Below are 21,425 nucleotides of genomic sequence, written 5' to 3'. Positions count from 1 at the left end.
TGCGTTATAAATATGTCCGTTAGCACATTTGTAGTATAGAACTGGCGCGCGATCTCTTCTGTGAATTTTCGAATCTTCAACTGGGCATTGACAAACAGGGCACCCTAGACCAGTCGGATGAAGTATATTAACCAAGAAATCATAGCATTTCTGTTCGTCCATTAACTCGATGACGGAAAAAATGAGCATATCAGTCCAAAAAGATAATTATGTGCTGTGCGGTATTTCATTATCGTCTATCATTCTAAATTAATAAAGGCTCACACACTTGGCCTCATGAGCCGGGTGGATAAGGCGCGCCGCTCGGTGTCTGGGACCCGGCACAGCGGGCGCGCGCGCCGCATCCACCAAGGGTCGCGCGACGCCGCCAAAATTTGGAACTGCTGTTCCCGCCCATTTTCAAGCATCCGCCCTGGCAATGATGGCCCCGACCTCCGCGTTGCGCATGTGGAGCATCAACCGCTTGGTCGGCGACAGGGTGCCGTAGCGATACCCCGGATGGGTGGCCTCCACCGTCAGCCCGGCTTGACTGACCTTGCTCAACCAAGCGTGCAGCGAATGAAAACACACGCCGACCCCGGCGGTATTGGCGCCTAGGCGCTGGGTGAAAGCCTTGAGCAAGCGGCTCGCGGTCAGCGTGTAGATCAGGCGCGACGGCAGATCGTCGATCAGCAGGCCGGGATAATAGTTCTCGAAGATCACCAGAATCCCGTCCGGTGCCAGCAGGTTGCGTGCATCGATGAGTCCCTGCAGTTGCAGCGCCTGGGTCTGCCGATAGGTGTCTGCCACAAAATGGTGCAGGACCCAGTTGAAGAAGATGACGTCGAACCGGTGCCGCGGATCGAACGCGGCACCCTGAAAGGTACCGCTCACCAGCGTCTTGGACGGACGCGGCAGATTACGCTCGCGCAGCGTCTGGGAGGGCTCCACGATGACCCCTTCCGCCTGTGGGTAGGCATCGAGCACCCGATCGGTAAAGATGCCGTTGCCGCCGCCGACATCCAGAAAGCGCGACGGCCGCGCCAAGCGCGGCTCCAGATGGGGCTCGATCAGCGCCCAGAGTTGCGGAATCACATACTCGACGTCAAACGCCTCGGTCTGCTGGTCAGCCAGGAGCCTGGGCGGGGTGGTGGTGGTCTGCACGCGGGGCCTCCGATTGCGGTCTGGTGTTGGTACCCTGGTACAGGATCGACTAAAACGGGATTGATTTCCGCAAATGGATGCAAAAAAACGCAAAAAATTTGCGTTTATTGGCGGACACTCCGGCTAGATCGGCAGCGAACGCGATAACCGGACCTGGCAGCCTGCCGGACTAACACTGATAACAGGTGGATACACAGATGTTTCGTCGCCTTCTGAGTGCGCAATTTTATCGTGAAATATCAATACTTTACGCTGCAATCTCAACAAACCGCTAGCCAGATCATCGGCCCGCAGATGAGCGATCGGTCGATCCGCGACGGACTCGGCAAGATCACTAAGACATGACCCAGATCACGGTTTGACGATCGCTTTGAGTCTATACTAACGAAGGTTTGTTTTCGACGTGTCGTGTTGACTTTCATAGCGTCTGTTTTAGGTCTTGGTTCCTGACGTTCCGACCACGTGGTCCCGGGAGACGCTTGACACCGCCTGCCGGAGTCGGAATCAGCAGCGCGAAGTTCTGCGCTACGAGTGCTGGGTAGGATTTTTGGGTGTTTGTCCGCTTGCTGTCTAAACGCTTAGGCGACAGCTTTGATTTTTTTAGAGGGCCATTAGTTGATCACAATGAACAAGTCCATGTGATCGGATGGAAGGAGTTCCTTGGCGTTCTGACATCAACTGGTTGGATCTACTTGCTATATGGAATTCTCGTATTAATGCTCGCCGGGGGAATCATAGGCGGTGAGCCACAGATAATTTTTTTGTGCCTTTGCCCTTGAAGCCTTAGTGCTCACAGCTTTTGGCTTCTCTGTCGCCGCTTCTTTATCCGCAATTATTGCCGCAATCTTTATAATGTTCGTTGCTGCGCTGCTTTTAGCATTAGTAGTCAGTATCGAAAGAAGATAAAACAAATATAATTGGTTACCGCTCGCTTCAACCATACAAAATCCATGAAGGTTTATGCTGATACCTCTGTGTTCGGAGGAGTCTTCGACGAAGAATTCGCGCGGGACAGTCGATAGTTCTTCGATGAAGTCCTGGTTGGTAAGTTTAGCCTTGCTGTCTCGGCCTTGGTTGAAGAAGAGATCGAATCTGCACCCGCATGCGTAAGATCTCATTTCATGCAGTTCCTTTCTTCATCTGAGCTTGCGGAAATTAGTCCAGAGGTTCTAGATCTAAGAGACGCTTACCTTAGCGCAGGCATCGTCACACCTAAATCCAAAGATGATGCCACGCACGTAGCGCTCGCTACCATCGCGCAGTGCGAGATTATCGTGAGCTGGAACTTCAAGCACATTGTGCATTTCCAAAAGATTCCTAAATACAATGCCGTGAATGTACTGCACGGATATCGCACCATCAATATTCACTCGCCATCGGAGGTAATCAGCTATGACCCGCCCTGAACCAAAGTGTATTCAATGGAAACGCCAAGGCGCAGAGATGGTTGCCGCGCAAACCGCTAATATGTCCCACGAGCAAGAGGTGGAATTCTGGAGAAAAAAAACAGAGCGGCTGCGTGCGCGTCAGGTTCAGCAACGTCAGGCTGAGCATTTGGCATCGGGTGACAACACCGGCCAGGCTCAATTATGAACCCAAGATTTGCCTAACGAACGACCCAAGGGCGAGCGCAAATGGGTTTCGTATGAAGAGCAATACCCGAACGACACCAACATTTATCTATAGTCGTTCAATCGCGGCAACAACAGCATTTTCGGCAGGCAATAGCAACGCCGGGAACCAGCCGCGCTGGAGCCCAGATCACTCGCCCGCGACACCCCGAGCGATGATCGCCCGGATTTCGGCCTCCTGAGCCTCGATGGACGCGACCAGCGCAAACTGAATTGTGGCCTTACGCAGGTTCTGACCCGGATAGGCGACTCGAAAATAGCGGTCGCGTTCCAGGTGATCGTTGAGAAAGCGCAGGCCCAGTTCGAATGGCATGAGGCGGATGCTGTCGTAACAGAGCGCCAGGTCGGCGGCGGTGAGAAATCCGCGTGTCTCCGCGAAATAGGCACCGAGGATCTGCTCGCAGATGTCCAGATCGAAACGCACCGCGCCGGTGGCACCGGACGGGCCGGACTCGCCGCCGCGGTTGCAGCAGGAGCGCAGACAGTCGCCAAGATCATGCTGGATCAGACCGGGCTGGACCGTATCCAGGTCGATCAGCGCCAGCGCCCGACCGTCCACCCGGTGGAACAGGATGTTGTCGATCTTCGGATCGCCATGGGTGACCCGCAAGGGGATGCGGCCGGCGGCCAGGGCGTCCTCCAGCACCCAGGCCAAGGCGGCGTGGGTGTCGATGAAGGCGGTGCAGGCGCGCACCGAAGCGTCGTCGGCGGCCCAGGTGGCCTGCCCGCGCAGGGCCACGTGGCGGAACATATAGTCAGGCGTCTGGTGAAAACCGGGCAGCGTGAACTCCAGGCGGTCCGTGGCCAAATCCTGGGTCAAACGATGAAAGCGCCCCAGGGCGCGGCCGACCTGCGCGGCCTGCGCCGCGGTGCCGATCCGCTCCAGGGTGACCGCGTCCGCAATCAGTTCCATCAGCCGCCAGAGATCGCCGCCGGCTGTGCGCAGGTAGGGTCGGCCGTCGGCGGCGGGGATCAGGGCCGGCACCCGCAGTCCATCCGTGCCCGCGGCATGAGCGGCGAGTACGGACAGATTGGCCATGATCCGCTCGGCGCGCGGAAAGACCCGCTGGTTGACGCGCTGGAGCACGTAGCGGCCGCTGTCGGTCGTCACCGCGAAGGTGTCGTTGATCAGCCCTTTACCCAGGGGCAGGATCGAACCGACCGCAGCGCCGACGGTGAAGCCCGCGACGATTCCGCTGAGATCCGGCCGGGCGGGTGAGTCCGGAACAGGGACCGCATTGATGTCGTCCGTGATGGCCATGGTCATGGAGCCGAATGAGGCCGCAGGGTCAGGGTCTCCCCGCGCTGGATCAGTTCCAGTTGTTTGAGATAACTCATCCCCAGCAGGACCTCATCACCATGCATGTTGGGCAGCACGCTGGCTCGCACGTTACGGGCCACCAGGCCCCCAAGGTCGACGGTCGCCAGACGCGTACTCCAGGTCTCGACGGTCCCGTTGGCGGTCTGGCTGATACCGCCGGGGCGCAGCGCCAGACCCAAACGGCGGGCCAGCGACAGCGGCAGGGCTACGTCGGTGGCACCGGTATCCACCAGGAACACGACGGGCTTGCCATTGATCCGTCCGCCGGCCACGTAATGACCGGCCCGGTTGCGGCGCAGCACGACCTGGGGCACACCGGTCTGCGTCGTACCGGCAACCGGATCGGGATTGGGGTTGCGCTGACGCTCGATGACGCCGTTGAAGAACAGAACCAGGAGCGCCAGACCCAGGACCCAGGCCGCGAACAGCATGGCGCGACCCAGCCGGGAGGGGCTGTCGTCGCTGGTCGGGATCGGGTCTTTCATGCGGCTGAAGGCCGACTCAGCGACTCGCCGCCTGACCTTGTTCGGCCCCTCGCTGAAACTGCCCACGGTAATAAGACGAGACGCTACGCCCGTTGGCGATCACGTCATAGACCTTCCAGGCCTGACCCGCCTGACCGGATTGGTACATGCGAAACTCCAACCGCGATGGATAGGTGCCCGGACGCATGATCCCGACGTTCACGCTCACCGCGCCGCGGGCACTCAGACGCGGACGCAGCATCCGCACCTGCTGCCCCTGATAGCCGGCCAGTTGACCGCCCAGGGCGGTCAGGAAACTGGACTCGATGCGACCGGCCAGGGCCTTACGCTCCTGTTCGCTCAACTGTGCGTAGCCGGGGCCGGCAGCCCACTTTGCCATGTAGTCGAAATCGAAATAAGGCGCGATCTCCCGATCGAGAAAGGCGGCGACCTGAAGTTTGTTCGGCAGATCCGGCTGACCCAGGAAGGCACGCAGCTTGTCGATCCCCTCCTTGAGCGTGAGGGTCGCCTGCATGAGCGGGCCCCTGACGCGTTCGGTCGGGGGGACCTGACCGGGTGCCGACTGCTGAGTCCCAGGAACCGACCAGGAGGCCGGAGCCGCGGGCGGGGCGACGCCGGGGACCTGTGCGGCCAGGCTGCCGGCCAGACCAAGCAGAAGGACGGGCGAGAGCCGGTAACGACGCTTCATAGGAGTCCTCAATTTTCTGATGTTGCGGGTTGAACTCAGGGATGCGTGGGGAGGGTGCCAATGACGCACGCAAATTGCAATCCTGAATCGCCCCGATCCGGCGTCAGGCAACAGCCGCGCCAAGAACCGATCGGATTAAACCGCGCCAGCTCCAACAATCGTCAAGTCTGCCGGGACCTATCCCATCCAAAAACATCGCATACAGCGCTGGGCGCGGTTTAGTAGAAACCGATCTCCGCGATCCAGAGTTCGAAACGCGTGACCCGGCCGATGGCAACGACGCCGAGACGCAGCAGGCGGGACCGCGCGAGCGGCGCGGCCACCCGGTAGGGGACGAACGCGGTGAAGGGAAACCGCAGTTCCTGCCAGGCGGGCGGCGCGGAAAACCCCGCCCGATACGACTGCCAGGGAAGGTCGGTGTCCGCTGACTTGAGGTGCAGACCGTAGGTTTGATCATCGCCCTGCACCAGTATCCGCACACCGCTGTACGCGCTCGCGTCGAACAGGCCCGCTGGTGCCAGTGCCAGATTCGCCTGCACAAAGCCGCCGTTGTTTTCCAGGCTCAGTTCACCGGTCAGCCCGATGGCTGACCGGCCGTCACGCGGCGCGCGGACCAACTGGCCCCGCGACACACCGCTCATCACCTGATCGGTGATCAATCGCCAGGGTGTACCGAGTCGGGAGAGGTTTCCCGCGCCACGAAAGTCGTCGATCAGTCCGGCGTCCGTGCGCTCGGGGTCAGTAGTGACCATTAGGATGGGTTCGCTCGCAAATGATAAATCCGTTGAAGAATACCCTTAGGCGATTATCGAAAATTTGGTTACCGATAAGTGTAGGTGCGACTGAAGTCGCACCTACATCCGGGGTAGTATCCGGTGTTGCGGGAATCACCTACACCGTTGCCCGCCCAGATCATCGCTCCAGCCGCAAGAAAACCGGAGGTCGAGGCCTTATAGCCGGTCGATCCCGCGTCTAGGCCGCCCTCGTCCGGCTAACGGCCATGGAAGGAACCGCCCCGGAAGATGAAAGTCCCCGTGGGAGCGGCGTCCCGCCGCGATGCGGTGCCGCGGTGACCTCGACGCTGCGGCTGCGTGCCCGGCCCCATCGCGGCGGGACGCCGCTCCCACAGGGTCGCTGCGCGACTTTCACGGTAAGCCTCAACCTCCAGTGCGGGGCGCCCAGCCTTCGGCCGGAACGATGCCTAAGCCATCGGCCGGTCGTCATCCGCGGGCCCGAGACACTGCTCGGACTCATACCACATCACATTGATGACGCCGAAGGCCAAAGCCAACAGGACGCCCAGCAGCCAGGCGAAGTACCACATGGATGTTTCTCCGGTCGATTCTTCAGTAGGCCAGGTGGTCTTGTGCTTTGATCTCGGCCACCGTCACCCGCCGCCACATTTTGGTGTAGGTCCAGGTGGTATACATGAGGATCAGCGGCACGAAGATCATCGCCGCCCAGAACATCACCGTCAGCGTCAAATGACTGGACACGGCGTCCCAGGCGATCAGACTGGAGTTCGGGTTGGTACTGGAGGGCATGATGAAGGGGAACATGGTCGCCCCCGCGGTCATGATAACCCCGGTCAAACCCAGGCTGCTGACCACGAGCCCCAGACCGGGACGATCTTTCATCGACAGCAGGACGGCCCCGCCCAGTCCGGCGAATCCCAGGAGCGGAAACACCAGGGTCCAGGGATACTGCTGGTAGTTGGCGAGCCAGGCCCCGGACTCCTGAACGACTTCCTTGGTCAGCGGATTCGGGGTCGCGCCGAGTTCCGGCATCGAGACCACCCGGAAACCGTCGATCCCCAGACTGAGCCAGACGCCGGCTAAGGCAAAAGCGGCGATCGTCAGGATCCCGGTCTTCTTGGCCCAGACCTTGGCCCGACCGACGATCGGCTCCTCGGTGCGCAGTTGCAGCCAGATCGCCCCGTGCATGGTCAACATCCCCAGGCTGATCACCCCAGCGAGCAGGGCGAAGGGATTCAGCAGACCAAAGAAACTGCCGGTGTACCAGGGCCGCAGGAACTCATCCAGATGAAAAGGTACGCCCTGAATCAAATTGCCGAAGGCGATACCGAACACCAGGGCGGGCACGGCCCCACCCACGAAGAGCCCCCAGTCCCAGGCGCTGCGCCAGGTCGGATTCTCGATCTTGCTGCGGTAGTCGAAGCCGACCGGCCGGAAAAACAAGGCGAACAGCGCCAGCAGCATGGCGAAATAGAACCCGGAGAAGGCGCTGGCATAGACCAGCGGCCAGGCGGCGAAGATCGCCCCGCCGGCGGTGATCAGCCACACCTGATTGCCGTCCCAGTGCGGCCCCACGGTGTTGATGATGACCCGCCGCTCCAGGTCATTCTTACCCAGGAAGGGCAGCAAGGTGCCGACCCCCATGTCCATCCCATCGGTCACGGCGAACCCGATGAGCAGTACGCCCACCAGTATCCACCAGACGAACTTCAACGTTTCGTAGTCAAGGATCATGATAGTTGTCCTCTACTGCGCTTGGTCGTGCGGTGCGGTGGCCGGGGTGGCGCCGCCGCCATGGGCCGCCGGCGATTCCTGGCGGCACTCGTGATGGTACTTACCGGTGTGCAGGGAACTCGGTCCCATGCGCCCGAACTTGAACATCAAGAACATTTCGATGAGGAACAGGATGCTGTAGAAGACGATGAAGCCGGTCAGGCTGATCCGCAGGTCGGTCGCGGTCAGGCTGGAGGCGGCGATACCGGTCGGCAGCACCTCACCGATCGCCCAGGGCTGACGGCCGAACTCGGCGACGAACCAGCCGGTCTCGGCCGCGAGCCAGGGCACCGGGATGCTCAAGACGAACAGCCAGAGCAGGAAGCGGCGATCCTGAATCACCCGACGGGCGTTGAAATAGAAGCCCAGGACGATCAGCAGTAACATCCAGACCCCCGCCCCCACCATCACGCGGAAGGCCCAGAACACGGGCGCGACCTCCGGGATCGAGTCCTTGGCCGCCTGCTTGATCTGCTCCTCGGTGGCGGTGGCGGGGTTCTCGGTGTAACGCTTGAGCAGCAGGCCGTAGCCCAGATCCGCCTTGTGGTCCTCGAAGCTGGCCCGGTTGCCGGGGGTATCCTCGCCATTGCGCAGCCGCTGGAGATATTCATAGGCGATCATGCCGCTGCGGATACGCACCTCGTGCTCGCGCATCAGATCCTTCAGGCCAACGACTTGCGTGTCCAGCGACCGGGTGGCGATCAGCCCCAGCAGATAGGGAATCTTGACCGCATCGTGGGTTTCTTCATCGGCGTTGCTCGGGAAGCCGTACGCGGTGAAGGCGGCCGGTGCCGGTTCGGTCTCCCATTCCGCCTCAATGGCGGCGAGCTTGACCCGCTGGACATCACCCACCTCGTAGCCGGACTCGTCTCCCAGCAAAATGACCGAGAGGATGGACGCCAGCCCGAAGCCGACGGCGACCGAGAAGGACCGCTTGGCGAAGGCCAGGTCGCGGCCCTTGAGCATATACCAGGCACTGATGCCGAGCACGAACATGGAGGCGGTGACATAGCCGGCCGCCACCGTATGGACGAACTTGACCTGTGCCACCGGGTTCAGCAGCAGTTCGGTGAAGCTGGTCATCTCCATGCGCATGGTCTCGTAGCTGAACTCGGAACCCACCGGGTTCTGCATCCAGCCGTTGGCGATCAGGATCCACAGCGCCGAGAGGTTAGAGGCCAGCGCGGTAAGGAAGGTCACCGTGAGATGCTGGAGCTTGCTGAGCCGCTCCCAGCCGAGGAAGAACAAGCCGATGAAGGTCGACTCCAGGAAGAAGGCCATCAGTCCTTCGATGGCCAGCGGCGCCCCGAAGACATCGCCGACATAGTGGCTGTAGTAGGCCCAGTTCGTGCCGAACTGGAACTCCATGGTCAGCCCGGTGGTAACACCCAACGCGAAGTTGATGCCGAACAGCTTGCCCCAGAACTTGGTCATGTCCCGGTAGATCTCGCGCCCGGTCATGACGTAGACCGTCTCCATGATCACCAGGATCCAGGCGAGACCCAGGGTCAGGGGCACAAACAGAAAGTGGTACATCGCGGTGGCGGCGAACTGCCAGCGCGAGAGTTCGATCATGGTGCTGTCGAGCATGGCGGATGTCCCGAGGGTCGAGGCCAATGGTCAGCGAAACCGGCGGTGGCGCCGGCAGGTCCCCGCGTACGCCGGGCTCCACGGATGGCCGGGCTAGCGTCGCGCGATGATGTTCCCCAGCCTACCCTTAAACAAGGAAAGTCGACATGGCGATTACGCTGATACCCTGATAAGCTAGGCTGATGCGCGCGCCAGCAGCAATCGACGGGCGCAGCAGTGCCGCTGGATCAGGGCTCCTGGATTTGAACGAGTTCCGGACCATGATCATGGTCGTGGGGTAAGGCCGCGGCGAGCGGCACACCGGCCGCGACCCGCGCGACCGCCGGCAGCGGGTCGGACTCACTGGTCGCATGAACGGTAATGCCATGGCGGCCCATCCGCTGCACGAAGCCTTGCCCTGCCCCCTGGGTTACCAGCGCCGCGAGCCCCAACTGAAACAGCGGGTGATCCTCGCCGTGGTACGCGTGGACGGACATGTCTTTCGGCAGATCGAGCCGCTCCAGTTCCACGGGGTCAGGCCCAGCGTCCGTCTCGTAGATCAGGAAGCGGCGCGCCTTGCCGGCGTGGCCGGTGATGGTCTTGAAATTCTGGCTGGTCACGGCGATACGCATGGAGTCGCTCCGGCGGGGTTGATTCATGGCTTGAGGATTTGGTTCTTACGTCGTTGTCGTTGTCGTTGTCGTAATCGAGTTTATCGTAGTGCCCCGAAGCCCCGGATTCGTTCGCACCCTAAGTTGCATCGCTTCTCCGATTACGATTACGAATACGACAACGGCTATCGCGGTCGAACCTGATAACCAGTCTTAGGGTCGGGGTCAACACCCGCCCCGATACCAAGAGTCTGCCGGGATCTCGGGCAAAGGCGAGCGGGGTTCAAGATCACACAGCCCCCTGGCCCAGTCCTCGACGACGCCATTGGCGACCGGCATGGGAGCCTCCATGAAGGTCACCAGGAAGCCATCCTCTGTTTCGGCGACGCCGATGGAACGGGGACGCACCGCCAACACCTCAGGTTCCGGCAGGGCGATGCCGAAACAGTAGACAACATTCTTGGCGGCGCGGATGCCCTCGCCGATGCGTCCCTCGCCTAAGGCGCTGGTGTGCGCGAAGTGATCGAACTCGGCGATGAAAACCGCGCAAGGGTGCGCTTCGATCCGTGCCCGAAAATAGGCGCAAATGGCATCGACCGATTGCAGGGTCGTCTCCTCGCGACCGAACTTCAAGACAAAAACCGGAAACGTCTCTTGCCGCACGGTCTGTTGCAAGACTGTAACTCCTGATGATCAGTCACCGGAACCCCCGCCGTGCGCGACACTAACGGTCGCCGCGATGGGAGGTCACTCAATGACTCAGGTTAAGCAGCGGCAGCGATGATCACATTAACAAAGGTCAATGCCCTGGTCGGGGCGGGCCGCCTCAGTCTTCGGCGATACGGGTGAGATTCGGTACATCCAGCAGGAACAGGTTGGGTGCGGTTTCCACCAGCAAGCTCTGACGCTTGAACTCCGCGATGGTCCGGCTCGCCGTCTCGGTGGTGACGCCGAGCATGGCGCCCATGTCCTCGCGGCCGAACAGATAGCACTCACTGGACTCGCGGTCGCGCACCAGGCGCAGCAACAGGCGCGCAACCCGCTGCCGGGCCGATCCGGTGGACAGCTCGGTCAGCCAGGCATCGGCCTCGGTCAGGGCGCGCTGCCAACGCGCCATCAGCTCCCGGTGCAGCGCCGGGCTGTCCTGCCCGAGATCACGCACCAGCCGGGCCGGGAAGCGGCACACCTCGGTCGCGTGCAGGGCCACGGCCTCGTGCTGATAACGCTCATCGAGCAGCGCCTCGAGCCCCAGAACGTCGGTCGTGCGGACGATGCGCACGATGCGCTGGCTGCCGTCGGGCAGGTACTGGACCAGTTTCAGCGAGCCGGTGCGCACGGTGAACAGAAATTCGGCCCGATCCCCGGCGTGGTACAGGATGTTACCGGGTTTGAGCGTAAACTGGTCGATAGGCTCGTGGATTCGCTCGAATGCCTGCTCCTGCAGGCCGGCGAACAGCACCGAGGTTCGCAGCGAGCAGTTGCGGCAATCGGCCTCGCCGGACCAAGCCTCGCGCAATGTGACACTCTTGACCATTGGCCTCGTGCAACTCCTCTGTTCATTCGCCTGTCAGGGCTGCGGTATGGCGCCCGTCTGGATCAACCGCCCGGCCTGCCTCAGCGACCCTGAACCGGCGGGCGACAGCGCCGCGCGCGATGCAAAGGTGCTTACGGCAAATCCTGCGGCCATCACCAACCGGTGCGCGTCCCGGTATTGTCGATGCTGAGATCTCCGGCACCTACCTCTGAACCCTGCGGCGTGGCCGTGATCGTGAAGGTGTCGGCAGTGACATCATTCTTCAGGGCGATGACGTAATATGCCTCGGCCCCGTCGATGGGCGACTTGGTAAATGGCAAGACCGTGGCCGTGCCGCTGTCGCAGGGGTTTTCGTCGTAGCAGCCGTTCTCGGTGTAGATCCGCTCCATGAACTGAGCCGCCTGCATCAGCACCGCCTGAGCATCGCCACGCCGGGTCTTGCGGATTTGGGACTGATAGGACGGATAGGCAATGGCGGCCAGGATGGCCACGATGCCGACGACGATCATCAGTTCGATCAGGGTGAATCCTGGCCGGAACCGAGCCCGACCGAACGGCCGTGGCCTGCAAAAATGGACGGAAGGTAACGACAGCATGCAAAGATCCTCTGTACCCGACGCGCCTCAGCGATAGGTTAGCATGATCAGCGGGCTGTGTCCGAACCGCGAACAACCTTTTCACGCGGCCCGCGCATGTCGGGGGTCGAGGCTTACCATAAGAGGCGCGTAGCGGCCCGGTGGGAGCGGCGTCCCGCCGCGACGGGGCCGGACGCGTCGCCGCAGCGTTCGAGGTCACCGCGGCACCGCATCGCGGCGGGACGCCGCTCCCACGGGGGACACGCATCTGCCGTTCCCAGCGGGTCGAGGCAACCCTATAGCCACTCAGCCGCTTAGCCGGTCAGCGCCGCGAAAACAGCCGGCAGCCGCTCTGGGAGGCGCTCCACCTGATCGACGATCGAGTAATTGTTCTCGCCGAAGATGCGCGCAACGTAACGATCGGCCTGCGGGTCCAGCGTCAGACAGTAGGTGTGCACGCCCTGCATACGCAGATCCTCGACCGCCTTCTTGGCGTCATGGCGCAGGGTCTGGGGATCGCGCTCATCGATGTCGGCCGGTTCCCCGTCAGTGATGACCAGCACCAGCCGCTTGCTCGCCGACTGCCGGGTCAGATGCCAGCCGGCATGGCGCAGGGCCGCGCCCATGCGGGTCGACAGCCCACCCTTCATACCGGCCATCCGCGACTTGGGTCCGTCGTCGTAGGGCTGGTCGAAGTCTTTGAACCGAAAATACTGTACGTCGTGACGACCGTCGGAGGCGAACCCATGGACGGCGAAGGTGTCGCCGATGGAGTCGATGGCCCAGGCCAGCAGCCCCGTCGCCTCGCGCGTCAAACTCAGAATACTCGGGGCTTGCGCATACGCCGGGTCGGATTTATCGAGACCGCTGATTTTCTCGTTCGTGGACTCCGACAGATCCATCAGGACGACCAGGGCGAGGTCACGGACATGACGGCTGATCCGGATGTTGATGCGCGGATCGGGCATGACCCCGCGGCGGATGTCGATCATCGCCCGCACGGCCGCGCTCAGGTCCAGTTCCTCCCCTTCCTCATAGCCGCGCCGCCGCACGATCCCTTGCGGCTGCAGCGCATCGATGAGGTGACGGATGCGGCTGGCCACCGGCTTGTGCTTGGTGAGGATGTCGTCCATCACCTGCGGATCGGCGCGCCCTTGACGGCGCTCGATGACCGTCACCCAATCCGGGCGGTAGAGTTGGGCATGGTAATCCCACTCGTGGTAATAAAAGGGCTCGGAAACCGGCTCCTTGCCTTCCAGCGCATTGAACGAAACCCCATGATCTTCATAGGGAAAAAACTCCGTGGAGCAGACCCAGACCTCTTGCGCATCATCTCCCGCGGTTTCCACATCCACCTCATTGGCCAGTTCCATGGCGGAAACCTGGCGGCGCACCTGCTGCCGGCTGGCCGGCAGATAGTCGATGCCGTGGGACAGGAACCGGTTTTCATCGAAGGCCCAGCAGTAGCGATTATCGTCCCGATAAGGAATCGGCACGTTTTCCAAAACGCGCAGGTTAGGCAAATGACACTGGGCGACCGCCCGGTTATAGAAGTCGATGCCGGCATCCCAACTGATCCGGTTATCGTCGCCGCGCAGCGCGCAGGCGTCATGAAACGCGGCGGCCGTTTCATTGATCATGGCCACTGCGTCCTGATAGTCCGGATCGAGCAGTGCCTGCGCCATGCGCATCATGAGATCCACCATCGGATGCAGCTCGACCGCTTCATCCTTGGCCGTCAGCGGCGCGGTCATGATGCCGAGCCAGAGCTTACGCAGCCCAGGGAAAGCGCGAATGGCGAGGGACTCCACCCGCGCGTCCTCGAACAAGTCGATGAACCGCATCTGGGCCGGGGTCAATTGCTCCGCGCTGAGCGGGGCCGTCGTATAGACCAGGTGCGCGGCACAATGGGCCGCGGCGGCACGGTAGACCGTGACTCCGGAAATGCCGCGAAAACTATCGAATGCGTCCGGCAGGTGGATCTGGAAATCCTCGATGAAGGGCCGCAAGCCCAGCCGCGACTCATAATCTCCGGAGGTCGGGCGCATAAAAAAAGCGCGCGCCCACAGCGCCCGCAGATAAAAATTCAGCTTGCGCTGATTGTCCACGAACAGGGTGCCGCGCCGCTCCTTCTGGAGCACCGCCCGCGAGGACTCGGTTTGCAGTCCGAAATAGGCCAGTTGGCCATCCAGATCGCGGGCATGGGCCTGGGCACCCCACATGGCCCAGCGGCGCAGACCGCCGAGTGTGAGCTTGCCGAGCAACTCGTCCATGTTCTCCATCATCGGCCGCAATCCCCGCGGCGCCTTGCCGGCCAACTGATGCAGCAGGTTGAGATAACCCCGCACGACTTCCGCGTCACCCAACCGGCTCGCGGCCAACGGCATGTTTGCCATGACCAGCGTGATGACGGTACCCGAGGTGTGGGAGGCCAGCTTCATCAAGGCCCCCACCAGATCCGGGGTGATGTCCTCGCCGACCTCTTTGACCACCGCCGGCAGGTGTTGAACATAGGTCAGGATCAGATCCTCCCCCTTGTTCAGACTGCACAGGGCCTTCATGCCGGTCAGGTAATGTTCGAGTCCCTGAGTCGACATGACCCGCGCGGCCTCATGATAGCTCGCCTCCAGCGCCTGCTTGTGCGGGTGCTCCGGGTCGGTTTTCAGACAGGAGACATAGTCGGAGAAGTCGATGGTCATGCCGGGAGCCTCCAGCGGTCTCCTAGAAGAAGGTACTGACCGCCGCGTCCAGCGTATCGCGCATATCCGGATCGTCGGTGAGCGGACGCACCAGGGCCATGCGGCAGGCGGACTGGGGATCGACGCCCTTGCCGATGAGCTGGGCGGCATAGACCAGGAGGCGGGTCGACATCCCCTCATCCAGTCCGTGCCCTTTGAGGTTGCGGCTGCGTTGCGCGATCTGCACCAGCTTCTCCGCCACCGCGCTGTCCACCAGGCCCTCGTGGGTCACGATCTCGGCTTCGATCTCCGCACTGGGATAGTCGAAGTCCAGGGCGCCGAAACGCTGCTTCGTGGATTGCTTCAGATCCTTCATCAGGCTCTGGTAGCCAGGGTTGTAGGAAATCACGATCTGAAAATCCGGGTGCGCATTGACCAGCTCACCCTTCTTCTCCAGCGGCAGATTGCGGCGGTGATCGGTGAGCGGATGGATGACGACCGTGGTGTCCTGACGGGCTTCGACCACTTCATCCAGGTAACAGATGGCACCGATCCGCGCCGCGACCGTCAGCGGACCGTCCTGCCATTTAGTCCCATTGATGTCGAGCAGGAAGCGCCCGACCAGGTCGGAGGCGGTCATGTCCTCGTTACAGGCAACCGTGATCAGCGGCTTCTTCAGCCGCCAGGCCATATACTCCACGAAACGGGATTTACCGCATCCGGTCGGACCCTTGAGCATGACCGGCATCCGCGCCGCATAGGCGGCCTCGTACAGCGCCACCTCGTTGGTCACCGGGCGGTAATAGGGCTCGGTCTTGATCAGATATTGTTCGCGGTCGACTTCACTCATCACTATTGCCCTGGTTCTAATTCTGGCTCCCACGCTCCAGCGTGGGAGCACGTGGCGACGCTCCAGCGTCGCGTCCAGGCTCCGGCCGCTGGAGCGGCCACGACTGTCTTCCCATGCGGAACTTGGAAACGTTAGCGAGCACCTGCCCCGCCGGGCGAAACAGGAGCCCTCGTTTCCGCCTTCAAACAGCGTTTTTCGCGCGAGCGAGAAACGACTAGACCGGCTTGCCCCGATAAATCACCATGGCCGCCCCCTGGGACTGGGCATAGTTATCATAGCCGACCAGCCGCACATGATTATTGGGGTGGGCCTTATGACAGGCCGCGGCTTCCTCGAGAATTCGGTCGGCGTCGGTCTCACCGAACATCGGCAGCTTCCACATATACCAGTAGTGGTCGAAGGCGTTTTCCGGCTCGGTATGCTCGATCGCCGGGTTCCAACCCTTGCGGACCAGGTATTCTACCTGCTTGCGGATACCTTCCGGCTCCATGGGCGGCAGATAAGAGAAGGTTTCGAACTTACGGCTGTTGACGTCTTCGAGACTGGAACGGTAGTCCTGCATGTCGCTCATCAGATGTATCCTCAGATTCGGGTTGTTCGGAGTTCAGTCGGAATTCACGGTGCGACCTCGGCATCCAGCAGCCGCCGGCCGGCACTGCTTGCCGGCGGCTGACCACTGGTTGGCGACAGCCTATTTATGCGCAACGTCGAGTTTGTCGACCGTGTCGAACTCGAACTTGATTTCTTTCCAGGTCTCCATGGCGACCTTGAGTTCAGGACTATGCTTCGCCGCCTTGGTCAGCACGTCCTTGCCCTCCTTCTCGATGGCGATGCCCTCGTTGCGGGCCTGAACACAGGCTTCCAGAGCGACCCGGTTGGCCGCGGCGCCGGCCGCGTTGCCCCAGGGGTGGCCCAGGGTGCCGCCGCCGAACTGAAGGCAGGCGTCGTCGCCGAAGATGGTCACCAGCGCGGGCATGTGCCAGACGTGGATGCCGCCGGAGGCCACCGGGAAGACGCCGGGCATGGAGCCCCAGTCCTGATCGAAGAAGATGCCGCGGCTGCGGTCTTCCTTGATGAACTTGTCGCGCATGATGTCGATCCAGCCGAGGGTGGCCTCGCGATCACCTTCCAGCTTACCCACCACGGTGCCGGAGTGCAGGTGATCGCCCCCGGACAGACGCAGGATCTTCGCCAGCACCCGGAAATGAATGCCATGGTGCGGGTTACGGTCGAGCACGGCGTGCATGGCGCGGTGGATGTGCAGCAGGATGCCGTTATCACGACACCAGTTGGCCAGACCCGTGTTGGCGCAGAAGCCGCCGGTGATGTAGTCGTGCATGATGATGGGCGCGCCGATCTCCTTGGCGTACTCGGCGCGCTTGTACATCTCTTCCGGGGTCGGCGCGGTGACGTTCAGATAGTGCCCCTTGCGCTCGCCGGTCTCGCGCTCGGCCTTGTCGATGGCGTCCATCACGAAATCGAAACGTTGACGCCAGCGCATGAAGGGCTGTGAGTTGACGTTCTCGTCGTCCTTGGTCAGGTCCAGGCCGCCGCGCAGGCACTCGTAGACCGCCCGACCATAGTTCTTGGCGGACAGACCGAGCTTGGGCTTGATGGTGCAACCCAGCAGCGGGCGGCCGTACTTGTTGAGCATGTCGCGCTCGACCTGAATGCCGTGGGGCGGACCGCCGCAGGTCATGACATAGGCGATGGGGAAGCGCACGTCTTCCAGGCGCAGGGCACGCACGGCCTTGAAACCGAAGACGTTACCGACCAGCGAAGTGAACACGTTGACGACCGAACCTTCCTCGAACAGGTCGATCGGGTAGGCGATGAAGGCGTAGTAGCAGGAGTCGTCGCCCGGCACGTCTTCGATGGCGTAAGCGCGACCCTTGTAGTAGTCCAGGTCGGTCAGCAGGTCGGTCCAGACAGTGGTCCAGGTGCCGGTCGACGACTCGGCGGCCACCGCGGCGGCGGCCTCCTCACGGGGCACGCCCGGCTGCGGGGTGATCTTGAAGCACGCCAGGATATCGGTGTCCTTGGGGGTGTAGTCCGGCATCCAGTAAGTCTCGCGGTACTCTTTCACACCCGCGCTGTAACTCTTCGCCATGTTCAGTCCTCGTGGAATGTCATCTTAAAGTGGAAGCAGCCGCCCCACGGGTCGACCACCGTCTTCAAACCGACAAGGGTTGCCGCGAATAACCAAGCAATCTTGTCTGAGGAGTATTTTAGCGATCGGATAAATAAAGAAAACTCAATATTTTTGATATCCACTATACAAAAAAGCTTATAGATGGCCAGGATGTTACCCGGGCCCGCTCGGTCACCGGCTCGATCAATTCAGGGAGTCCAACGACACCGCATACACCGGATCGGCACGGAAGGGCTCCGGCGCCGACGGATCAACCGTAATCCAAACACCGCCAACCACGGGCGATCCGGGCACCTCGATCCGCACCAGGCGTGCGAAGGGCGTACCGCGCACCGGGTCGATCAGCGGCCGGTCGTGCCGAAACCGATGGGTGTCGCCATGCAGCACCAGCACCGGACCGGCGAAACGCGCCATCGCGGCGACGAGTTGCTGTTTGAAACCCCGAAAGCCCGGCGGCCCCTGCCCCCGATCGAACAGCGGATTCGCCTGAATCATCAGCACCAACGCCCGAACATTCCCGGCCTTGGCGGACTCCAGAGCCCGGTTCAGGAAAGCCGTGTTCGCAGCCTCACGCGCCGCGAACTCGGCCGCGGCGGCGGGATCATTGTCGCTAAATCCATTATTACTGCCAACGATATGTAACGAGATAAAGGCGACCGCGTCGATCTGAAAGGCGTAGATTTCCGGAAACGCCTTCGCTGCCGGGACCGCGCCCAAGGCGGCCAGCCGCAGGACCGTTGGATCACCGAAGAACACCTCACGCACCCGCGCCAACCGCACACGCGGATCCAGCCCCCCAGCGGCGGGACGGTGACAATCGGTCCACTCGTTATCTCCGGGCGTGTAGGCGACCGGAACCGGCAGCGCACGGAAGATCCCGGCGATCTCGTGCAGGTTGGCGTCGGTACAAGGGGTGCTGCCGGCTTTGATGTCACCGACATGGGCGATGAAGGGTGGATGCTGGGCCGCGGCAGCGTTCAGGAGTGCCTGCAAGGGGGCGACCTCCGATTGGCCATAGGGCAGATCGCCGACGGCAAAGAACCGCACCGGCGGCGGTCCGCCGGGCTCGCCGCCGCGTGATCCGCTCGCGGCGCCCTCGCCGTCCGCCGCCGCGAGGCCGGCAAGCAGCAGGACACCGATCGCCGCGGCACGAGCGACGGCGCCGATGCCCCTGAAACGGGACCTGCTGCGCCCACGCGACTGGCGGCGAACGGCATTTTTCAAGATAAGCCAATGCGGTCGGCACATCGGATTGGTAGCCCACATGGCGGGACGATCATGGTCGGGGAGTTGACTGAGACGCCCCGGGAGGCACCTGCCGCGCGCATCATGCCCGGACCTGTCGCAAGGGGCAAATCCCGGGTGCGGAGACCATCCGTCGGGCCGCGCAGCGCATCGCCAGGCACCAAGGCAGCGATCCCGGCTAGAATGGCACTCATGAACGACTTGAATCCCACACCTTACGCCGATCTCAGTCCGGATCTGATCCTGGATGCCGTGGAGTCCATCGGTCTGCCCACGGACGGCCACCTGCTGGCGCTCAACAGCTATGAGAACCGGGTCTATCAGGTCGGCATCGACGAGGCCGAGCCGGTGATCGCCAAGTTCTACCGACCGGGCCGCTGGAGCGACGCCGCCATCTTGGAGGAGCACGCCTTCACCCTGGATTTGGCCGACGCGGAAATCCCGGCAGTCCCGCCCTTCGCGACGCTGGGCCGGACCCTGCACGCGCATCGCGGCTACCGCTTCAGTTTGAGCCCGCGCTACGGCGGCCGCTCACCGGAATTGGACGACGCGCGGGTGCTGGAGTGGATCGGCCGCCTGATCGGCCGCATCCATGCCATCGGCGCGGTCAGTCCCTTCGCGCATCGCCCGTGCCTCGACATCGCCTCCTTCGGCACCGGCCCCCGCGATCTGCTGCTCGCCGGCGGCTGGATCCCGCGCGACCTGCTTCCGGCCTATGAATCCGTCGTCGAGATGGCACTGGTCGGCGTGCACGCCTGCTTCGCGCGGGCGGGCGACTTCGCCATGATCCGGCTGCACGGCGACTGTCACCGCGGGAATCTGCTGTGGACCGACGCCGGTCCGCACTTCGTCGATTTCGACGATGCCCGCATGGGACCCGCGGTGCAGGACCTGTGGATGCTGCTCTCCGGAGACCGCGCCGACATGAGCCGCCAGTTGGCGGACGTGCTGGCCGGCTACGAGGACTTTCAGGAGTTCGACCATCGCGAACTGCACCTGATCGAGGCCCTGCGCACCCTGCGCCAAATCCACTATGCCGCCTGGCTCGCCACCCGCTGGGAAGACCCCGCCTTCCCCGCCGCCTTTCCCTGGTTCAACACCCAGCACTACTGGCAGGATCACATCCTGGCCCTGCGCGAGCAGATCGCGGCGATGGAGGAAGGCCCGCTGTGGTCGGCGTGATATGCGGAACGCCTTTGACTTCTCGATCGTTGTCGTTGTCGTTGTCGTAATCGAGGCGATGATATAGGCATCTGACGTGATAACCGGACGTAGGGGCGGGTTTCAAACCCGCCCCTACACCAAGGGTCTGTCCGGATATCAGGTACGAAGATGTTAAAATTATTTTCGCCTACAAATATTTCACTTGAAGTACTTATTTCTGACTCGTGACTAAGTGGTCCTGGACCCGCGCCCGCAACTGCCCGCAACCACCGTCGATCGACTGTCCAACCGAGTTGCGCAGGCGGGTGACGATCCCCGCTTGCTGTAACCGGGCGGCCATCGCCGACGCGTGCTCCCATGAGGGCCGGCTGAACCCGAGTCCCTCGTTCGAGTTATACGGGATGAAGTTCATCATCGCGTATTTCCCGGTGAGGAGCCTGATGATGCCGTTCAGTTCTTCGTCGCCGTCGTTGACGCCGGCAAGTAAGGTCCACTGATATTGGGTCGGACAGCCGGTCGCGCGGGCATAGCACTCGGCCAGATCGACCAGGGCTTCCGGATCGATCAACGGTGCTTTGGGCAACAGCCGGGCACGCAGCTCCGCGCGCGTGCTGTGTAGTGACAGGGCCAGCGCCGGCTTCACCGGGCTTTGCGGCAGACGCGCGAAGACGCGCCGGTCGCCGACCGTGGAAAAGACCAGATGCTTGTGCCCGATCGCCCCGACGGTGCCGAGCAGTTCGATGGCCTCGAGCACGTTGTCGAGGTTATGCGCCGGTTCACCCATTCCCATGAACAAGACCCGCTCGACCGGGCGGCGCGTGCGGGCGAGTGCCACCTGGGCGACGATCTCGGCGCTGCCGAGTTGGCGCAGCAGGCCGGAGCGCCCGGTCATGCAAAAGCGGCAACCGACCGCGCAACCGACCTGAGTGGACACGCACAGGCCATTGCGCGGCAACAGGACGCTCTCGATCAACTGATCATCGGCCAGCGCGACCAGGAGCCGGGCGGAACCGTCGGCATCAGGATGTTCGGACCGCAGCCGGGCCAGACCCTGCAATTCGCCCAACAAGGCCGGCAGCACCGCGCGCACCCGCAGCGGCAGGAAATCTTCGGCGCGACGGTGACGGGTATCCACGGACAGGCCGCGCGCCCAAGCCTGCAACACCCGCTGTTCGTGACAGTGCTTCGCGCCCTGGGCCTGCAGGCGCTGACGAATGGAGTCGATACGCAAGGGATCTCCTTTGGCGTCTC

At 62.2% G+C, this 21,425-nt stretch carries 22 protein-coding genes; 3 read left to right on the top strand and 19 right to left on the bottom strand.

The features are described from left to right. Positions 1–399 precede the first annotated feature (399 nt). Positions 400–1,143, bottom strand: coding sequence for a class I SAM-dependent methyltransferase (locus tag A39O_RS0125450; protein ID WP_020507483.1), 744 nt, complete (start codon positions 1,141–1,143; stop codon positions 400–402). A gap of 713 nt (positions 1,144–1,856) precedes the next feature. Further along, entirely contained in the window at positions 1,857–2,084 is a 228-nt protein-coding gene (locus A39O_RS41250) for a hypothetical protein (RefSeq protein ID WP_157640409.1), read from the bottom strand. 129 nt (positions 2,085–2,213) lie between these two features. On the opposite strand from A39O_RS41250, the gene A39O_RS41245 reads away from it, so the two are divergent. Both A39O_RS41245 and A39O_RS41240 read left to right on the top strand, forming a co-directional pair. Continuing rightward, complete coding sequence (locus A39O_RS41245; protein WP_211211718.1) at positions 2,214–2,549, top strand: PIN domain-containing protein; 336 nt, start codon at positions 2,214–2,216, stop codon at positions 2,547–2,549. Beyond that, on the top strand, positions 2,536–2,736 hold the full coding sequence (locus A39O_RS41240) for a hypothetical protein (protein WP_157640408.1): 201 nt from the start codon (positions 2,536–2,538) through the stop codon (positions 2,734–2,736). The genes A39O_RS41245 and A39O_RS41240 overlap by 14 nt, the downstream gene beginning before the upstream one ends. A gap of 168 nt (positions 2,737–2,904) precedes the next feature. On the opposite strand, the gene A39O_RS0125440 is transcribed toward A39O_RS41240, so the two are convergent. The 16 genes from A39O_RS0125440 to A39O_RS0125360 form a co-directional block, all read right to left on the bottom strand. Then, a complete protein-coding gene (locus tag A39O_RS0125440; RefSeq protein WP_245561978.1) occupies positions 2,905–4,035 on the bottom strand; it encodes a phosphotransferase enzyme family protein in 1,131 nt (376 codons plus the stop codon). A gap of 2 nt (positions 4,036–4,037) precedes the next feature. Continuing rightward, positions 4,038–4,580, bottom strand: coding sequence for a retropepsin-like aspartic protease family protein (locus A39O_RS0125435; protein ID WP_020507480.1), 543 nt, complete (start codon positions 4,578–4,580; stop codon positions 4,038–4,040). A 16-nt stretch (positions 4,581–4,596) separates the two neighbouring features. After that, on the bottom strand, positions 4,597–5,268 hold the full coding sequence (locus A39O_RS0125430; protein ID WP_020507479.1) for an MlaC/ttg2D family ABC transporter substrate-binding protein: 672 nt from the start codon (positions 5,266–5,268) through the stop codon (positions 4,597–4,599). Between the two features lie 218 nt (positions 5,269–5,486). Next, on the bottom strand, positions 5,487–6,020 hold the full coding sequence (locus tag A39O_RS0125425) for a CIA30 family protein (RefSeq protein WP_020507478.1): 534 nt from the start codon (positions 6,018–6,020) through the stop codon (positions 5,487–5,489). A gap of 449 nt (positions 6,021–6,469) precedes the next feature. Continuing rightward, positions 6,470–6,592: a cytochrome bd-I oxidase subunit CydX gene (cydX, locus tag A39O_RS39285; protein WP_020507477.1), complete on the bottom strand. Its 123-nt coding sequence runs from the start codon at positions 6,590–6,592 to the stop codon at positions 6,470–6,472. Between the two features lie 22 nt (positions 6,593–6,614). Then, entirely contained in the window at positions 6,615–7,757 is a 1,143-nt protein-coding gene (gene cydB / locus A39O_RS0125415; RefSeq protein ID WP_020507476.1) for a cytochrome d ubiquinol oxidase subunit II, read from the bottom strand. A gap of 12 nt (positions 7,758–7,769) precedes the next feature. Beyond that, a complete protein-coding gene (locus A39O_RS0125410) occupies positions 7,770–9,386 on the bottom strand; it encodes a cytochrome ubiquinol oxidase subunit I (protein ID WP_020507475.1) in 1,617 nt (538 codons plus the stop codon). 227 nt (positions 9,387–9,613) lie between these two features. Next, positions 9,614–9,997: a NifB/NifX family molybdenum-iron cluster-binding protein gene (locus tag A39O_RS0125405; protein WP_020507474.1), complete on the bottom strand. Its 384-nt coding sequence runs from the start codon at positions 9,995–9,997 to the stop codon at positions 9,614–9,616. A gap of 204 nt (positions 9,998–10,201) precedes the next feature. Then, complete coding sequence (locus A39O_RS35140) at positions 10,202–10,651, bottom strand: DUF6858 family protein (protein ID WP_020507473.1); 450 nt, start codon at positions 10,649–10,651, stop codon at positions 10,202–10,204. A 151-nt stretch (positions 10,652–10,802) separates the two neighbouring features. Next, the gene (locus A39O_RS0125395) at positions 10,803–11,510 is read right to left on the bottom strand and encodes a Crp/Fnr family transcriptional regulator (protein WP_020507472.1); all 708 of its coding nucleotides are present in this window, start codon (positions 11,508–11,510) and stop codon (positions 10,803–10,805) included. 152 nt (positions 11,511–11,662) lie between these two features. Continuing rightward, complete coding sequence (locus A39O_RS43270; protein WP_083924885.1) at positions 11,663–12,106, bottom strand: type IV pilin protein; 444 nt, start codon at positions 12,104–12,106, stop codon at positions 11,663–11,665. 293 nt (positions 12,107–12,399) lie between these two features. Then, positions 12,400–14,784 carry a nitric oxide reductase activation protein NorD gene (locus A39O_RS0125385; RefSeq protein ID WP_020507470.1) on the bottom strand — a complete coding sequence of 795 codons (2,385 nt, stop codon included), beginning with the start codon at positions 14,782–14,784 and terminating at the stop codon, positions 12,400–12,402. Positions 14,785–14,806: 22 nt separating this feature from the next. After that, positions 14,807–15,613, bottom strand: coding sequence for a CbbQ/NirQ/NorQ/GpvN family protein (locus tag A39O_RS0125380; RefSeq protein ID WP_020507469.1), 807 nt, complete (start codon positions 15,611–15,613; stop codon positions 14,807–14,809). 214 nt (positions 15,614–15,827) lie between these two features. Beyond that, positions 15,828–16,184, bottom strand: a complete 357-nt coding sequence (locus tag A39O_RS0125375; protein ID WP_020507468.1) for a ribulose bisphosphate carboxylase small subunit — start codon at positions 16,182–16,184, stop codon at positions 15,828–15,830. 120 nt (positions 16,185–16,304) lie between these two features. Continuing rightward, complete coding sequence (locus tag A39O_RS0125370) at positions 16,305–17,723, bottom strand: form I ribulose bisphosphate carboxylase large subunit (protein ID WP_020507467.1); 1,419 nt, start codon at positions 17,721–17,723, stop codon at positions 16,305–16,307. Between the two features lie 225 nt (positions 17,724–17,948). Then, positions 17,949–18,989, bottom strand: a complete 1,041-nt coding sequence (locus A39O_RS0125360; protein WP_157640407.1) for a hypothetical protein — start codon at positions 18,987–18,989, stop codon at positions 17,949–17,951. A gap of 213 nt (positions 18,990–19,202) precedes the next feature. Between A39O_RS0125360 and A39O_RS0125355 the strand changes: the two genes are divergently transcribed. Then, positions 19,203–20,192: a serine/threonine protein kinase gene (locus A39O_RS0125355; protein WP_020507464.1), complete on the top strand. Its 990-nt coding sequence runs from the start codon at positions 19,203–19,205 to the stop codon at positions 20,190–20,192. Between the two features lie 193 nt (positions 20,193–20,385). Here the strand turns inward: A39O_RS0125355 and A39O_RS0125350 are convergent, their stop codons facing one another. Then, entirely contained in the window at positions 20,386–21,405 is a 1,020-nt protein-coding gene (locus A39O_RS0125350) for an RNA methyltransferase (protein ID WP_020507463.1), read from the bottom strand. Positions 21,406–21,425: the final 20 nt, after the last annotated feature.

This window comes from Lamprocystis purpurea DSM 4197, from assembly GCF_000379525.1.
Lineage (GTDB): Bacteria > Pseudomonadota > Gammaproteobacteria > Chromatiales > Chromatiaceae > Thiodictyon > Thiodictyon purpureum.
Note: the sequence above shows the minus strand (reverse complement) of the source record. Positions and strands in the feature narration are given on the sequence as shown.

Bases quoted from the DNA above. Each gene is read 5' to 3' on its own strand.
- A39O_RS41250 (WP_157640409.1), bottom strand. From the start codon at position 2,084: ATGGTTGAAGCGAGCGGTAACCAATTATATTTGTTTTATCTTCTTTCG.
- A39O_RS41240 (WP_157640408.1), top strand. From the start codon at position 2,536: ATGACCCGCCCTGAACCAAAGTGTATTCAATGGAAACGCCAAGGCGCA.
- A39O_RS0125440 (WP_245561978.1), bottom strand. From the start codon at position 4,035: ATGGCCATCACGGACGACATCAATGCGGTCCCTGTTCCGGACTCACCC.
- A39O_RS0125435 (WP_020507480.1), bottom strand. From the start codon at position 4,580: ATGAAAGACCCGATCCCGACCAGCGACGACAGCCCCTCCCGGCTGGGT.
- A39O_RS0125430 (WP_020507479.1), bottom strand. From the start codon at position 5,268: ATGAAGCGTCGTTACCGGCTCTCGCCCGTCCTTCTGCTTGGTCTGGCC.
- A39O_RS0125425 (WP_020507478.1), bottom strand. From the start codon at position 6,020: ATGGTCACTACTGACCCCGAGCGCACGGACGCCGGACTGATCGACGAC.
- cydX (WP_020507477.1), bottom strand. From the start codon at position 6,592: ATGTGGTACTTCGCCTGGCTGCTGGGCGTCCTGTTGGCTTTGGCCTTC.
- cydB (WP_020507476.1), bottom strand. From the start codon at position 7,757: ATGATCCTTGACTACGAAACGTTGAAGTTCGTCTGGTGGATACTGGTG.
- A39O_RS0125410 (WP_020507475.1), bottom strand. From the start codon at position 9,386: ATGCTCGACAGCACCATGATCGAACTCTCGCGCTGGCAGTTCGCCGCC.
- A39O_RS0125405 (WP_020507474.1), bottom strand. From the start codon at position 9,997: ATGCGTATCGCCGTGACCAGCCAGAATTTCAAGACCATCACCGGCCAC.
- A39O_RS0125395 (WP_020507472.1), bottom strand. From the start codon at position 11,510: ATGGTCAAGAGTGTCACATTGCGCGAGGCTTGGTCCGGCGAGGCCGAT.
- A39O_RS43270 (WP_083924885.1), bottom strand. From the start codon at position 12,106: ATGCTGTCGTTACCTTCCGTCCATTTTTGCAGGCCACGGCCGTTCGGT.
- A39O_RS0125385 (WP_020507470.1), bottom strand. From the start codon at position 14,784: ATGACCATCGACTTCTCCGACTATGTCTCCTGTCTGAAAACCGACCCG.
- A39O_RS0125380 (WP_020507469.1), bottom strand. From the start codon at position 15,613: ATGAGTGAAGTCGACCGCGAACAATATCTGATCAAGACCGAGCCCTAT.
- A39O_RS0125375 (WP_020507468.1), bottom strand. From the start codon at position 16,184: ATGAGCGACATGCAGGACTACCGTTCCAGTCTCGAAGACGTCAACAGC.
- A39O_RS0125370 (WP_020507467.1), bottom strand. From the start codon at position 17,723: ATGGCGAAGAGTTACAGCGCGGGTGTGAAAGAGTACCGCGAGACTTAC.
- A39O_RS0125355 (WP_020507464.1), top strand. From the start codon at position 19,203: ATGAACGACTTGAATCCCACACCTTACGCCGATCTCAGTCCGGATCTG.